10 protein-coding genes and 1 tRNA gene are annotated in these 15,507 nt (G+C 69.9%); 5 read left to right on the forward strand and 6 right to left on the reverse strand.

The genetic code is table 11. The features are described from left to right. Nucleotides 1-56 precede the first annotated feature (56 nt). Together N1F91_RS01650 and N1F91_RS01655 are read left to right on the forward strand one after the other, a co-directional pair. Nucleotides 57-5,162: a RecQ family ATP-dependent DNA helicase gene (locus tag N1F91_RS01650; RefSeq protein ID WP_289989650.1), complete on the forward strand. Its 5,106-nt coding sequence runs from the start codon at nt 57-59 to the stop codon at nt 5,160-5,162. Nucleotides 5,163-5,599: 437 nt separating this feature from the next. Next, nucleotides 5,600-6,769, forward strand: coding sequence for an MFS transporter (locus N1F91_RS01655; protein WP_289989652.1), 1,170 nt, complete (start codon nt 5,600-5,602; stop codon nt 6,767-6,769). A 120-nt stretch (nt 6,770-6,889) separates the two neighbouring features. On the opposite strand, the gene N1F91_RS01660 is transcribed toward N1F91_RS01655, so the two are convergent. Beyond that, complete coding sequence (locus N1F91_RS01660; protein WP_289989654.1) at nt 6,890-7,759, reverse strand: DMT family transporter; 870 nt, start codon at nt 7,757-7,759, stop codon at nt 6,890-6,892. A 262-nt stretch (nt 7,760-8,021) separates the two neighbouring features. Here N1F91_RS01660 and N1F91_RS01665 point away from each other — a divergent pair, with 262 nt between their 5' ends. From N1F91_RS01665 to N1F91_RS01675, 3 genes are read left to right on the forward strand one after another with little or no spacing between them, the layout of a single operon-like run. After that, on the forward strand, nt 8,022-8,465 hold the full coding sequence (locus tag N1F91_RS01665) for a hypothetical protein (RefSeq protein ID WP_289989655.1): 444 nt from the start codon (nt 8,022-8,024) through the stop codon (nt 8,463-8,465). Between the two features lie 47 nt (nt 8,466-8,512). Next, nucleotides 8,513-8,869, forward strand: a complete 357-nt coding sequence (locus N1F91_RS01670) for a YciI family protein (protein ID WP_289989657.1) — start codon at nt 8,513-8,515, stop codon at nt 8,867-8,869. Further along, nucleotides 8,866-10,119 carry a DUF6596 domain-containing protein gene (locus N1F91_RS01675; protein ID WP_289989660.1) on the forward strand — a complete coding sequence of 418 codons (1,254 nt, stop codon included), beginning with the start codon at nt 8,866-8,868 and terminating at the stop codon, nt 10,117-10,119. Before N1F91_RS01670 ends, N1F91_RS01675 begins: the two co-directional genes overlap by 4 nt. A 129-nt stretch (nt 10,120-10,248) precedes the next feature. Here N1F91_RS01675 and N1F91_RS01680 read toward each other — a convergent pair whose 3' ends face one another. The 5 genes from N1F91_RS01680 to N1F91_RS01700 form a co-directional block, all read right to left on the reverse strand. Then, nucleotides 10,249-11,187: an LCCL domain-containing protein gene (locus N1F91_RS01680; RefSeq protein WP_289989661.1), complete on the reverse strand. Its 939-nt coding sequence runs from the start codon at nt 11,185-11,187 to the stop codon at nt 10,249-10,251. A 665-nt stretch (nt 11,188-11,852) separates the two neighbouring features. After that, nucleotides 11,853-11,937: transfer RNA gene (locus N1F91_RS01685), tRNA-Leu, on the reverse strand. Nucleotides 11,938-12,114: 177 nt separating this feature from the next. Next, entirely contained in the window at nt 12,115-12,732 is a 618-nt protein-coding gene (locus tag N1F91_RS01690) for a 2,3-bisphosphoglycerate-dependent phosphoglycerate mutase (protein ID WP_289989663.1), read from the reverse strand. 98 nt (nt 12,733-12,830) lie between these two features. Further along, nucleotides 12,831-13,640: a 4-hydroxy-tetrahydrodipicolinate reductase gene (gene dapB / locus N1F91_RS01695; protein WP_289989665.1), complete on the reverse strand. Its 810-nt coding sequence runs from the start codon at nt 13,638-13,640 to the stop codon at nt 12,831-12,833. Next, complete coding sequence (locus tag N1F91_RS01700; protein WP_289989667.1) at nt 13,637-15,487, reverse strand: ABC transporter ATP-binding protein; 1,851 nt, start codon at nt 15,485-15,487, stop codon at nt 13,637-13,639. The genes dapB and N1F91_RS01700 overlap by 4 nt, the downstream gene beginning before the upstream one ends. Nucleotides 15,488-15,507 lie beyond the last annotated feature (20 nt).

Here is a 15,507-nt window from a genome sequence, read left to right on the forward strand (position 1 = left end):
GGCGCGAGAGATCACTGTTGCAGATCATTTCATCCCGTGCCTGATATTGCCGCTGCATGACCGAATCCTTTCAAGCCCTGCTGCAGCGCTGTATTTCGGTCGACCTGGAAGTGGATCCGGCAACCGCCACCATCTTCGCTTTCGCGGCGGTGCGCGACGATGATCGCCCGGCGGTTCTGGCTGGGAAGCGCGATCTTCTTGCGGCGCTGGACCGGCTCGACGCACAGGCGGGCGGGGCCGACCATGTGCTCGGCCACAACATCATCCGTCACGACCTGCCGCATCTCTCCGCGGCGCGGCCTTCGCTGGAGAAGCTGTTCCAATCGCCGATCGACACCTTGTGGCTCAATCCGCTGGCCTTCCCGCGCAATCCCTACCACCATCTGGTCAAGCATTATCAGGACGGGCGCCTCCAGGCCGGTCATGTCAACGACCCGGAGCAGGATGCGCGGCTGGTGTTCCAGGTGCTGCGCAATCAGCTGGCGGCGCTGGCCGAACAGAATGCCGGCCAGCCGGATGCGCTCGCGGCCTTCCATTTCCTCACCACGCGGATGGAGAACCCTGGCGGTTTCGACGCGGTGTTCCGCGCGGTGCGGGGGGCCGCGGCGCCCGATGCGCCGGCGGCCAGCGAAGCGATCGTCCGGCTGCTGGCCGGCCGCGCCTGCGAAAGGCGCCTCGAACAGACGCTCGCCCGTCTCGCCAGTCCGCAGCTCGGATGGCCCATGGCCTATGCCCTGTCATGGATCCTGGTGGCCGGCGGCGATTCCGTCATGCCGCCCTGGGTTCGGGCGCAGTTCCGCGAGGCCTCGCTCATCGTGCGCCACCTGCGCGACACGAACTGCGACAGCCCCGGCTGCGCCTGGTGCGGCGAAAGGAACGATCCGGTCCGCGCCCTGGCCCGCTGGTTCGGCTTCGGGTCCTTCCGCGCCCAGCCGGTGGACGACGAGGGTCGTCCGTTGCAGGAGCGGATCGTCGACGAGGCGATGCGCGGCGCCTCGATCCTCGGCATCCTGCCGACCGGCACCGGCAAGTCCGTCTGCTACCAGATTCCCGCCCTGTCGAAGTTCGACACGACCGGAGCGCTGACCGTGGTGATCTCGCCGCTGGTCGCGCTGATGGCCGATCAGGTGCAGGGCATGGCGCGGGCGGGGATCGCCTCGGCCGTCACCGTCAACGGCATGCTGTCGATGCCGGAGAGGCAGGACGCGCTGGACCGCGTGCGGCTGGGCGAGGCGGCGATGCTGCTGATCTCGCCCGAGCAACTGCGCAGCAATTCCGTCCGCTCCGTCCTGGCGCAGCGCGAGATCGGGCTCTGGGTGCTGGACGAGGCGCATTGCGTGTCGAAGTGGGGCCATGATTTCCGGCCCGACTACCGCTATGTCAGCCGGTTCATCAAGGAGACGTCCGGGGACGAACCCGCCGCGCCGGTGCTGTGCCTGACCGCCACCGCCAGGCCCGAGGTGGTGCGCGACATCCGAGACCACTTCAAGTCCCGCCTCGACCGCGAGCTGATCCTGCTCGACGGCGGCGCGACGCGGGAGAATCTGAGCTTCGAGGTGCGCGCCACGCAGCGCGCGACGAAGCTCGCCGACATCCTCGACGTGATCGAGGCAAAGCTGCCCCAGGATGGCGCATCGGGCGCCGTCGTCTATTGCGCGACGCGCGGCGAGACCGAGCGCGTCGCGGAGTTCCTCAGGCAGCAGGGCCTGGCGGCGGACCGGTTCCACGCCGGGCTCACGCCCGAGGAGAAGCGCGAGATCCAGGAGCGGTTTCGCGTCGGCACGCTGCGGATCATCGCCGCGACCAACGCCTTCGGCATGGGCATCGACAAGCCCGACATCCGGCTCGTGGTGCATGGCGACATTCCCGGCTCGCTGGAGAACTATCTGCAGGAAGCCGGGCGGGCGGGCCGCGACCGGGCCAGCGCCGATTGCGTCCTGTTGTTTTCCGCCGATGACGTCGAGCGGCAGTTCTCGCTGTCGGCCCGCTCGCGGCTCGCCCGGCACGAGATCGGCGCCATCCTGAAGGCGCTGCGGCGGCTGGACGACCGGTTGAAGAAGACCGGCACCGTGGTGGCCACGCCTGGCGAAGTGGTGAAGGCGGAACGCGACCAGGAATTCGAGCGCGACAGCGCCACCGACGACACGAGGGTCAAGACCGCGGTGTCCTGGCTGGAAGAGTCCGCGCTGCTGAGCCGCGAGGAGAACCGTGTCCAGGTCTTTCCGTCGTCGCTCAGGATCCGCCGCCTGGAGGAGGCCGAGGCGATCCTGGCCAGGGCCGTGATCACGGATACGCGTCGCAGGCAGATGCTGGACATCACCCGCCACCTGATGAACGCGTCGCCCGATCAGGGCATTTCCACCGACGAACTGGCAGGCGTCAGCGGATTGACCGGCGGCATGCTGATCAAGGCGCTGGCCGATCTCGAGGCGCTGGGCATCGCGCGCAACGATCTGGCGGTCACCATCTACGTCCATGTCACCGTCGAGGGGCATTCGCAGCAGCGACTGGCACAGGCCGCAGAGCTCGAAACCGCCCTGATCGCCGCGATGCGCGAGCTTGCCCCCGATGCCGAGGGGGCAGGGGATATACCGCTCCATCTGGCCGAGACGTGCCAGATGCTGCGGAACCAGGGGCATGGCGGGGTAAGCCCCGATCTCGTCGAGAAGCTCTTGCGCGGCATGGGACGCGACGGGCGCGACCAGGACGGCGGCAAGGGCAATCTGCGGCTGCGCAAGGCGTCGCGGAACACGCTGGCGGTGTCGCTGCAGCGCTCCTGGCAGGCGCTCGAACAGACGGCAGACCTGCGCCGGCAGGGCGCCGAACTGCTGCTTTCGCATCTCCTGGGCAAGCTGCCGAAAGGAAGCCGCGGCAAGGACCTCCAGGTCGAGACGACGATCGGCGATCTGCTCGCCGCCCTGAACGGCGACGCCCTGCTGCGCGGCAGCGGCATCCAGGACATGACGAAGCTGATGGACCGCGCGCTGCTGTGGCTGCACGAGCAGGGCGTGGTGACGCTGGGCAAGGGTCTGACGGTGTTCCGGCAGGCGATGACGATTCACCTGAACCCCGCGGGCGGCCAGTTCACGAACAAGGATTTCGTGCCCCTCGAGGAGCATTACGCCGAGCAGACCATCCAGACCCATGTCATGGCCGCCTATGCGGAGCGGGGCCTGGCGGCGATGGATCAGGCCCTGCGCCTTTCCGAGGACTACTTCGTCCTGGCGCGCGACGCCTTCCTGCGGCGATGGCTGCCGGGTCGCGGCGCCGAACTGCGGCGCCAGACGACGGGCGCCTCGTGGAAGAAGATCGTCGATGTGCTGGACAACCCCGTCCAGCAGAAGATCGTCGCCGACGACCGCGAGCAGACGAGCGTCCTGGTGCTGGCCGGCCCCGGCTCGGGCAAGACCAGGGTCCTGGTCCACCGCATCGCCTATCTGATCCGCGTCCGGCGCGAGGATCCGCGCGGCATCCTCGTCCTGACCTACAACCGCCATGCTGCCGCCGAGATCCGCATCCGCCTTCGCCACCTGATCGGCGACGATGCCAATGCCGTCACCATCTCGACCTGCCACGCACTCGCGATGCGGCTGGTCGGCGCGAGCTTCGCGGGAGCCGCAAGCGAGACGAAGCACGACTTCGACGGCATCCTCCTGGAGGCGGTGCGGCAGCTGAACGGCGAAGGCCTGGGCAGGCTGGAAGCGGAGGCGCAGCGCGAGACGCTGATCCAGGGCTATCGCTGGATGCTGGTGGACGAGTACCAGGACATCGGCCCGGAGGAATATGCGCTGATCTCGGCCATCGCGGGGCGGTCGCTCGCCGACAGGGATGCGCGGCTCAGCCTGTTTGCGGTGGGCGACGACGACCAGAACATCTATGCCTTCACCGGCGCCTCGATCCGCTTCATCCGCCAGTTCGAGACGGACTACAGCGCGCGGCCGGAATTCCTGGTCGAGAACTACCGGTCGACGGGACACATCATCGCGGCGGCCAATGCGGCGATAACGCCCGCCGCCGATCGGATGAAGGCGGGCCACGACATTCTGATCGATCGCAGGCGCGGCAGGGAGCCCGCCGGCGGCGACATGGCGTCGCTCGATCCGGTCGGCCAGGGGCGGGTGCAACTGCTGAAGGTCCCGCCGGGCGATCTGGCGCAGGCGATCGCCGCGGTGGACGAACTGGCGCGGCTCTCGCGCCTCGATCCGGAATGGGCCTGGTCGCGGACCGCGATCATCGCGCGGGACTGGCGCCGGCTGGCGCCCGTGCGGGCCTATGCCGAGACGCTGGGCATTCCCGTGGAGATGGCCAACGAGAGCCTGCCCAGCATCTGGCGCCTGCGCGAGATGCAGCGTTTCGTCGACGCGCTGCGCCGCGACGGGGGCCGCCTGCTCGGCATCCGCGACCTGGTCGACGTGCTGAACGCCATCCCGTCGAACCGCTGGACCGAGCTCATCGCCGAAGGCATCGCGGCGCTGGCGAAGGAACTCGCCAGCAAGACCATGCCCGTGCCGGATCTCGTCGAGTGGTTCGCGGAATGGGCGCAGGATGCCCGCGGCGACCAGCGCGGGCTGCTGCTGTCGACCGCGCATCGGTCGAAGGGGCTGGAGTTCGACGACGTCGTCATCCTGAACGGCGGCTGGGACAAGGCTTCCCAGGGCGAGGACCCCGACGCGCCGCGCCGCCTGTTCTACGTCGCCATGACCCGCGCCCGCCGCAGCCTCGCCATCCTCGCAGACGGCCCGCATCCTATCGTGCGGCCCGGCGGGGAGCACCTACTGTGCCGGGATGCCCCGCCGGCCGCAGCCGGGATCGCTCTTCCGACCGCGCTGTACCAGGTGCCGAACCTCAGGAACGTCGACCTCTCCTGGGCCGGTCGGCGGAGGGCGGGCCACCCCTCGCTGGCGGCGATTTCGGAGGCGAAGGCCGGCGACCCGCTGCGCATCGTCCCCGATGGCGGCGCCTGGATGATGCAGGACGCAAAGGGCCGGGCGCTCGGCCGCATGGCCAGAAGCTGGTCGCCGCCCGACGGCCTCGCCTTCCGCCGCGCCGAGATCGGCGTCATCGTCCGCTGGCGCAAGACCGACAGCGCAGACGAGTTTCGCACGCACCTCCAGCGGGACGTCTGGGAAGCGGTGGTTCCGGAGATCGTGTTCGACCGGTGAGGGTGGCGGAAGCGTGGTCGGGGGAGGGCGAGCGCGTTCCCCAGCCTTCGATGCATCGCGCCGCCTCGCAAGGCCCGGCTGCCCGCCATTGATGCGGCGGAGATTCAGGACATCCGCTCCTGCAGATATCTGCAGGATCGTATCGTTCACGGCTATTCCCTCTCACGATGGCGACGGCGGTCAGCGCCAGCGAGAGCTTCCCTCTTCCACAACGCGAAACGCGGCTCGTCGCGTTCCTCGTTACGGCTCGGTGCGCAAGATGTTCGGCCCGAGGCGGATCTCCTGATCCACGCTGCTCGCCCGACGGGACGCCAGGCGAGGCTGGGGATGGGCATGGGGCGACCGGCATGCCTTCGCGGCCGGAGCCGCAGGCCCCCACATCCCCCCGCGCCAGCGGCCTGCTACCAGTGGCGCGACGCCATACCGAGGAGCCTGCCTTGCCCGTCGTTCCCGCCCGGATCCTGCCTGCGATCGTCGTTTCGCAGTTTGCCGCGACGTCGCTGTGGTTTGCCGGCAATGCGGTGATGCCCGAGTTGCAGCGCGCTGCCGGGCTGCCGGTTTCGGCGGTGGGCGACGTGACGATCGCGGTGCAGCTCGGCTTCATCGCTGGGACGCTGGTCTTCGCCTGGCTGGCGATCGCCGACCGCTACTCTCCCCGGATGATCTTCTTCCTCTGCGCGCTGGCCGGTGCGGCGGCCAATGCGGCGACGCTCGCCACCGGCGGCGAGTATCTGCCGCTGCTGGTCGTGCGGTTTGCGACCGGCTTCTTCCTCGCCGGCCTCTACCCCGTCGGCATGAAGATCGCGTCGGGCTGGTACGACCGCGACCTCGGGCTGGCGCTCGGCTGGCTGGTCGGCGCGCTGGTGCTGGGCACGGCGCTGCCGCATCTGATCCGCGGCCTCGGCGGCGACCTGCCCTGGCAGGGCGTGATCCTCGCCGTCTCGGCGATCGCGGTCGCGGGCGGCATGGCGATGCTCGTGCTGGTGCCGGACGGGCCGCATCTGAAGGCCGGCGCGGGTTTCGACCCGACGGCTTTCGCGACGATCTTCCGCTCGGCCGATTTCCGCGCCTCGGCCTTCGGCTATTTCGGCCACATGTGGGAGCTCTATGCCTTCTACGCCTTCCTGCCGGTGCTGCTGGCCGCGCGCCTCGGCGGTGACGCCGCGCTTGTCTCGCTGTGGAGCTTTGCGGCGATCGCCGCCGGTTTCCTCGGCTGCATGGGCGGCGGCTATCTGTCGAGGGCGATCGGCAGCGTGCGGGTCGCCCGCCTGCAACTGTCGGCGTCGGGCCTGTGCTGCCTCGTGTCGCCGCTCGCCTTCCTCGCGCCCGTGCCGCTGTTCCTCGCCTTCCTCATGTTCTGGGGCGTGGTGGTGGCGGGCGATTCGCCGCAGTTCTCCGCCCTCAACGCCCGCTTCGCCCCGCCCCGCCTCGTCGGATCGGCGCTGACCATCGCCAACTGCATCGGCTTCTCGATCACCATTGTCTCGATCGCCCTGCTCGCCCGGCTGATCGGCATCGCCGGTCCGCAATATGCCTTCCTGATGCTGGTGCCCGGGCCGATCCTCGGCCTGGCGGCGCTGCGGCGGCTGGCGGTCAGGCCGGAGTAGGCGCGGCGGGGCGCGGCTGTCGGTCTGCGGCGCGGGACGCGGTGGGGCCGCCCGCCTGCAGCCATGGCATCGTCAGACCCGCATCGCCGCCGCCGCCGGCTTCGGCCCGCCCGCGATCCGTCAGTCTTTCGACGCGTATTCGCGCAGGATGACGATCACCCCGCTGGCGATGATGACCGCGGCGCCGACGAAGGTGGCGGTGTCGGGGACCTCGCTCCAGATCAGCCAGCCGAAGGCGGTGGCCCAGACGAGCGCGGTGTAGTCGAGCGGTGCCACCAGCGCGGCCGGGGCGAAACGGAAGGCCTGGGTCATCATCGTCATGCCCGCGGTTCCGACGATCGAGATCGCGACGAACAGCCAGATGTGCTCCGCCTGGACGTCGCGCCACACGAAGGGGACGACGAAGGCGGCCAGAAGGGCGCCGGCACCGGTCAGGTACAGCAGCAGCGTCCACACGCTCTCGCGCGGATCGAGCCAGCGCGCGCTCAGCATCAGCAGCGCATAGACGAAGGCGGTGGCGACCGGCAGCAGCGAAACCGCCTGGAAGCTGGCGCCGCCCGGGCGGATGACGATCAGCACGCCGATGAAGCCGGCGATTACCGCCGACCAGCGTCGCCAGCCGACATGTTCGGCGAGAAACGCGGCCGACATGATGGTGATGAAGAGCGGCGCCACGAAGATCAGCGCGGTGGCCTCGGCAAGCTGCAGGTGCATGATGCTGGTGAAGAACAGGACGGCGGCGCCGAGCCAGAGCACGCCGCGCGCGAGATGAGCCAGCGGCCGGCTGGAGCGCAGGGCTGCGGCCCCTCCCATGCGGTATGCGAAGACGATCGCGAAGGGCAGGGCGATCATGTTGCGCAGGAAGAGGATCTGCACGGGGGAATAGGTCGCCGTGAGCGCCTTGGCCAGCGCGTCGTTGACGGTGAGACAGGCGACGCCGAGGCACATCAGGACGATGCCGGTCAGCCTGTTCTGCCGCGTTTCCTCCACGCTCGTCCTCCCTGGTGTTTTCGCCATCGGTTGCCCGTGGCCCGGTTCGGCCTTCCGCCGAAGCGCGGCTCGGGAGGGGATAGCGGAGCGGCATCGCCTCGTCTTCCCCCGAATGGCGCGTGGCCCAAGGCTTGGCCTTGGGTGTCTCCCTGCTCATCGGCCCGGCATCTTTTTCTGGCCCCGGTGTCGAAAGTCCGCCGGCCCGGGTGTCATGCGGTCGGAAGCCGCCGTCCGGCGCCTTCGTCAAACAAGGAGCTACCCCATGACCGAGCTTTCCCTGACCGCGCCCTTCAGGCGCATGCCGATCTGGCTTTCCGCCGTCGCGTTCGGCGGCATCGCGTGGAACGCGTTCGGCGCCGTCCAGTTCGCCGGGTCTCTGACGGCGACCGTCGACAGCCTGACGGCGTCCGGCCTGACCGCCGGGCAGGCCGCGATCATGACCGGATATCCGCTGTGGATGACGCTTGCCTTCGGGCTCGGCGTCGCCGGCGGGCTGGCCGGCAGCCTCCTGCTGTTGCTGCGCCACCGGCTGTCGCGCCCCGTCCTCGGCGTCTCGCTGGCCGCCTATCTCGCCCTGTGGGTCGGCGATGCCGTTCATGGCGTCTTTTCGGCGCTCGGCGTGACGCAGGTCGTCATCCTCACCACCGTCGTCGCCATCGCCGCCGCGCTCTTCGCGGCGAGCAGGCTTTCCGCAGCCCGCACCTGATCCGCCCGCCACCCGCCAACCGTAGAAGAGATACCGGAGACAGAACCATGCAGTTCATGCTGATCCTCAACGAAACGGCAGAAGATTTCGCCCGCCGCGCCGATCCCGCGCTGGCAGGCGACTACTGGGGCGGCTGGAACGCGTTCATCGGAGCGATGGCGCAGGCCGGCGTGATCGTGAAGGGCGACGGCCTCCAGGGGCCTCACGCCGCGACGACGCTGCGCGTCCGCGACGGCCGCCGGCAGGTCGAGGACGGACCCTTCGCCGACTCGAAGGAACAGCTCGGCGGCTATTTCGTCATCGAGGTGCCCGATCTCGACGCAGCGCTCGACTGGGCCGCCAGGGCGCCGTCTGCCGCGACGGCCTCCGTCGAGATCCGGCCGATCCTGCCGATGCCTGCGTGACGGCACCGCCCGGCATCGACGACGCGGCCCGGGCTGCCGAGCAGGCGGCCCGGGCGAGCTACGGCAAGCTCGTGGCCATCCTCGCCATGCGCGACCGCGACATCGCCGCGGCGGAAGACGCGCTCGGCGAGGCGTTCCTGTCGGCGCTGACGGCGTGGTCGAGCCGGGGCGTTCCGGCCAATCCCGAAGCCTGGCTGGTGACGGCGGCGCGCAACCGGCTGAAGAATGCCGCGCGCGCCGGCCGCGTCCGGCACGCAGGGCAGGCCGAGATCGAGAGGCGCCTGACGCTGCCGGCAGACGATGGCGCCTTTCCCGACCAGCGCCTGCGGCTGCTGTTCGTCTGCGCCCATCCGGCGATCGATCCGGCGGCGCGGACGCCGCTGATGCTGCAGACGGTGCTGGGGCTCGATGCCGGCCGCATCGCCCGCGCCTTCCTGGCCGAGCCCGCCGCCATGGCGCAGAGGCTGGTCCGCGCCAAGGCACGCATCCGCGACGCCGGCCTGCGGTTCGAGCTGCCCGATATCGATGACATGGCCGGGCGCCTCGACGCCGTGCTCGACGCGATCTACGCCGCTTTCGGGCAGGGCTGGGACGGTCTCGACGACCAGGGCGGCGCGGACGCGCTGACCGGCGAGGCGATCTGGCTTGCCCGCCTCGTCGTCTCCCTGCTGCCCGCGGAGCCCGAGCCCAGGGGACTGCTGGCGCTGATGCTCCATTGCGACGCGCGCCGCGCGGCCCGGCGCGACGCCGGCGGCCGCTTCGTGCCGCTGGACCGCCAGGACGCCCGCCTGTGGGACCGCGACAGGATCGTCGAGGCGGAAGGGCTGCTGGCTGCCGCCGCCATGGCGGGCCGTTTCGGCCGGTTCCAGTGCGAGGCGGCGATCCAGTCCGTCCATGCCCAGCGCCCGATCACCGGGAGGCTGAACCTCGAGGCCCTGCGCATGCTCTACGATCTGCTGGTCGCGCATGCCGACGGCATCGGCGCCCGGATCGGCAGGGCGGTGGTGATGGCGGACGCAGGCGATGCGGCGGCTGCGCTCGCCGAGCTGGACGGCATGGCTGGCGAGAGGGTGGCGAAGCATCAGCCGTGGTGGGTCGCCAGAAGCCACGTCGCCCTCCTCGCGGGACGGCCGCTCGTGGCTGCGGCCAGCCTGGCCAAGGCCATCGATCTGACCAACGACATCGCGGTCAGGCATCATCTGGCGGAGCGGCTTGCCTCACTCAGGCCCGTCGGGACGGCGCGATCGTAGCGTCCGCGGGTGCAGGCCGACGCGCGCGATGCCAGTTCTGCCGTAATCGACGCTCAGGCGGCGCCGACCCCTCCTGCCTGCGGGAGACGGGCGCACAAGCGCAGGTTCATGCTGCCGGTGGGCCCCCGGTCAGGGCCGGGCGCCGAGCACGGCGGACGGATCGAAGCCGCATTCCTCGGCGATGCGCGCATAGGCGTCGGCAAAGCCGCCCAACGGATAGCGATGGGACCGCGACGCCCCGTCGCTGCTCCTGACCGCAATCGCGACCTCAGCCCCGGTGCCGAGCGCGCGCGCCACCGGGCCGATCGACAGCGGCACATAGGCATGGCCGTTGCGGAGCGCCATCGGAAAGAGGATGCCGTCGACGGCGACCGTCACGCGGGTTCCGGCGGCGATGTCCGCGGCCGGATCGAAACGCAGCTGATCGTCGAAGACCAGCAGCCACAGGCCGTCATCGGCCGCCGAACCGGCAGCGCGGCTGTAGACGCTGCAGGACCATGTGCCGTCACTGCGGGGCGAGGCGACGGCGGTCCACGTCTCGGCGAAGCGACCGAGCACCAGGCGGTCCGGCAGGTAGCCCGGGCTGCCGGGACAGCCGCCGTCGCTGACCGCCGGGAAATGGAAGCTGCGCCCGGCCGGTCCGGCCGCCTTGCTTACGACGCCGTTGCGCACGCTGCCCTCGTAGGCGTTGCAGCCGGCCGAAACCGCCAGCCTTATCTCTGCGCCGATCTCCGGGTCGGCAATCAGGCCGGCATGGCGTGCGGCGATGCAGATGTTGCTGCCGGGCGCGAAGGTCCAGCTGCCGGCGACGCCGCCGATCGTCTGCAGCAGCGTGCCCGGATAGGGCTTCGGCGCATCCGGATCGGCCAGTTCGTCGGTGAGGTCGGACAGGTCGAGCACGAAGCCGCCGCGCGGCGGGCCGCAGGTGCAGGTCAGCGTGGCGGTTTCACCCGGCGGCGGCGGATAGTCGTTCAGCGTGCGCGCGCAGGGCTCGGCTGCGGCAGGCGATGCAGAGGCCGCCAATCCCGCCATGGCCATGGCAGCGAGCAGGCAGCCGCGCAGGCTCATCGCCGCCGCCCTGAGACCAAGCCGGATACCGCTGGCACCCGCATCGGAACCTCCCCGTCTGTGCGCACGCGGTCGTGGTCCCGCCGCGACCCGGCGCGTCATCACCACCATCCGGCCCGCACCAGGGCGTACGAATATGCGTTGCGCGGCAGGCCCGGCGCGCCGGCCGGCACTCCCGCTTCCGCTGGCCGAGCGGCTCTTCAGGCCAAGAGTGCCGCCCGGGAGACGCATTGGCAAGCCCGAACCCAGCGTGAGCGGCCGGAGCGCCCGAAGGGCGGCCAGGATCAGCGCAGCGCGTTCCGGCAGAGCCGCGAGTGCCCTCGCCGCGGTGCACCGCTCGGGTTGCTCTCGCGGGAGCTGATGTCCCTGCCTGATCAAGTCAGTGCTGGAGTTGGCAGCGGCCGGAACCGGGCGATCGGCGGCCGGATCTCGGCGAACGCTTTCTGCGAAGGGCCGATCCCGCTATTCGCGACGCGAAGAACGAACGAAACCGGATGCCATGGTGGCGCGCGATGTCGGCCATGCGCGTTTCGCGGCCGGTTTGAACGTAAGGCTCGATCACAACACTGCGGCCGGCGCTGGCGTCAAAAGCGAGGGAAAGGCCTTCGAGGGGGATGGGTCTCGTGTGAGAGCCGAGGCGCTGCGTAAAGCTATTCAGCGAGAAATGGTGCCCAGGAGAGGACTCGAACCTCCACGCCTTGCGGCACACGGACCTGAACCGTGCGCGTCTACCAATTCCGCCACCTGGGCAGGTGCGAGGCTTCGTTTATGCGGGGCGCCGGGTGGTGTCAATGCGGGAGTGGGGAGAAATCGAGCTTATTTTCAACGTCGTGCGCGGAGGCGTGCGGGCGGGGCGGGTGTCGCTGCGGAAGGCGGTCGGCGGTGCCGGCCGCAGCCGCAGGTGGCCGCAGACGCCCGCGCCGTCCGTCAGCCCAGAACGTCCTTCGACGCCACGGTGGAATCGGCGTTGAGGCGATAGATCACCGGCACGCCGGTGCCGAGCTCCATCTTCACCACCTCGTCCTTCGACAGCCCGTCGAGCGCCATGATCAGGGCGCGCAGCGAGTTGCCGTGGGCGGCGACGAGCACGGTTTCGCCACGCAGCACGTGCGGCTGGATGTCGTGCAGGTAGTAGGGCCAGACGCGGGCGCCGGTGTCCTTCAGGCTCTCGCCGCCGGGAGGCGCGATGTCGTAGGAGCGGCGCCAGACATGAACCTGCTCCTCGCCCCACTTCGCCCGCGCGTCGTCCTTGTTGAGGCCCGACAGGTCGCCATAGTCGCGCTCGTTCAGCGCCTGGTCGCGGATGGTCTCGAGGTCGGGCTGGCCGACGGCCTCCAGGATGTGCCGGCAGGTGACCTGGGCGCGGCTGAGCACCGAGGTGTAGGCGATGTCGAAGGTGAGGCCGCGCGCCTTCAGCGCCTGGCCGGCGGCCTTCGCCTCCTCGTGGCCCTTCTCGGTCAGGCCCGGATCGCGCCAGCCGGTGAAGAGGTTCTTCAGGTTCCATTCGCTCTGGCCGTGACGGACGAGCACCAGCGTTCCGGACATGGGCGGCTCCTATGCTTGCAGGAGGTTGAGGGGGAGGGCGGAGAGGGCACGGACGGGGAGGGCGCCGCGCCCGGCAGCAGGAGCGAAGGGCGCCATCGTCAGGCGATCCCGAGCACGTCGAGCATCGAGAACAGGCCGGGCTTGCGGCCGCGCGCCCACATCGCCGCGCGCACCGCGCCGCGGGCGAAGATGGTGCGGTTCTCGGCGATGTGGGAAAGCACGATGCGCTCGCCCTCGCCGGCGAACACCACCTCGTGCTCGCCGATCACCGAGCCGCCGCGCAGCGTGGCAAAGCCGATCGAGCCCTCGGGCCGCGGCCCGGTGTGGCCGTCGCGGCTGCGCACGCTGTGCTCGGCAAGATCGATGCCGCGGCCTTCGGCGGCGCGCTCGCCGAGCAGCAGCGCCGTGCCGGACGGCGCGTCGACCTTGTGGCGGTGGTGCATCTCGAGGATCTCGATGTCGAAATCGGGTCCGAGCGCGCGCGCCGCCTGGCGCACGAGCGCGCCGAGCAGGTTGACGCCGAGGCTCATGTTGCCGGACTTGACGATGGTGGCGTGGCGGGCGGCGGCCGCGATCGCGGCATCCTCGTCCGGGCCGCAGCCCGTGGTGCCGATGACGTGGACGATGCGCGCCTGGGCGGCATAGCCGGCGAATTCGACGGAAGCCCTGGGCGACGTGAAGTCGAGCACGCCGTCGGCCGCCGCGAAGGCGGGCAGCGGATCGCAGCCGATGGCGACACCGAGCGGGCCGACGCCCGCCAGTTCGCCGACGTCGCGGCCGAGATGCGGCGAGCCGGGACGCTCGACCGCGGCCGCCACCGCCACGCCGTCGATGTCGTGGATGGCGCGCACCAGCGCCTGGCCCATGCGCCCGCCGGCGCCGACCACGACCAGCCTCATGTCGCTCATGCCTTCCTCCGCCTGCCCCTCCGGCCGAGGGTGACCGGCTCCGGCGCGGGGATGTCGCGCACGATGTCGAAATTCACCCGGCTCTGCATCTGGTAGAAGCGATGATAGATGCCGAGCTTGTCGGCCAGCAGTTCCTCGTGGGTGCCTTCCTCGATCAGGTGGCCGGCCTCCAGCACCAGGATGCGGTCGGCATTGACCACGGTCGACAGCCGGTGCGCGATGACGATCGTGGTGCGGCCGACCATCACCGTCTCCAGCGCCTTCTGCACCTTCGCTTCCGATTCGTTGTCGAGCGCCGAGGTCGCCTCGTCGAGCAGCAGGATCGGCGCCTTGCGCACGATGGCGCGGGCGATCGACAGACGCTGGCGCTGGCCGCCGGAGAAGGTCATGCCGTTCTCGCCGACCGGCGTCTCGTAGCCGCGGGGCAGGGCGCGCACGAAATCGTCGGCCTGCGCCAGGCGCGCCGCCTCCTCCACCTCCTCGTCGGTGGCGTCGGGGCGGCCGTAGCGGATGTTGTCGCGGATCGTGCCCTCGAAGAGATAGGGCTGCTGCGAGACATAGGCGATCGAGCGGCGCAGCGACTGCTTGGTGACGCCGGCGATGTTCTGCCCGTCGATGGTGATGGCGCCGTCCCAGACGTCGTAGAAGCGCTGCATCAGCGCGATGATGGTGGACTTGCCGGCCCCGGAGGTGCCGACGATGGCGGTGGTGCGGCCGGCGGCCGCGGTGAAGCTCACCCCGTTCAGCACCGGCTGGCCCGGCGCATAGCCGAACACCACCCGCTCGAAGCGGATTTCGCCCGCTCCGGCCGTAAGCTCGATGGCGTCGTCCGCGTCGCGCTGCAGCGGCTCGACGTCGAGGATCTCGTAGATCATGCGCGCGTTGACGAGCGAGCGCTCGAGGTTGACCTGCACGCGCGCCAGCCGTCGGGCCGGATCATAGGCGAGCAGCAGCGCGGCGATGAAGGAGAAGACGGCGCCGGGCGGCTCGCCCGCCACCGACGCGCGGTAGCCGGCATAGGCGATGACGCCGGCGATGGCGAAGCCCGCCAGCACCTCCGAGATCGGCGTCATGCGCTCCGACACGCGGGCGATCTTGTTGGCCCTCTGCTCGGCGATCGCGATCAGATAGGAGAGCTTCTCGCGCAGCTGGTCCTCCATCGTGAAGGCCTTCACGATGGCGATGCCCTGCGTTGCCTCCTGCACGGCGCCGATCAGCCGGGCATTGTACTCGATCGATTCGCGCGTGATGACGCGCACGCGCCGCATCAGGTAGTTGACCGCGAAGATCATCGGCGGACCGACCATCAGGGCAAACAGCGACAGCAGCGGGTCCTGGAACACCATGACGCCGACCAGCGCGATCAGCGAGATCGCGTCGCGGGCGATCGAGGTGATCGTCATGTTCAGCAGGTCGCGGATGCCGCCGACGTTCTGGTTGATCCGCGCCGCGAGCTCGGCCGAGCGCGTATCGGCGAAGAAGTCGATGCCGAGCCGCATCAGGTGGTCGAACATCCGCCGCTGATAGCGGGCGACGAGGTTGTTGCCGACCTTGGCGAGCAGGACCGATTGCAGATAGGTGGCAAAGCCGCGCACGACGAAGGCGGCGGCGATCGAGCCCGAGATGATCATGATGAGGTCGTATCGCCGCTCGTAGAAGATCGAGTTGACGACGTCGTTCATGATCCAGGCGGAAAAGGCGGTCGTGGCGGCGACGGCCAGCAGGCAGGCCACCGCGATCGAATAGGTGCCGACATACTCCCGCCCGTTCTCGCGGAAGATACGCACGAGGAGCGAGACGATCTCGTCCTGCTTGACCCGCCGGGTCTCGGTCTCGTCAAGAGCCAAAGTCGGATCCGATCCTCGCA

This window comes from Aquibium sp. ELW1220 (assembly GCF_030398385.1).
In the GTDB taxonomy this organism is placed as follows: domain Bacteria; phylum Pseudomonadota; class Alphaproteobacteria; order Rhizobiales; family Rhizobiaceae; genus Aquibium.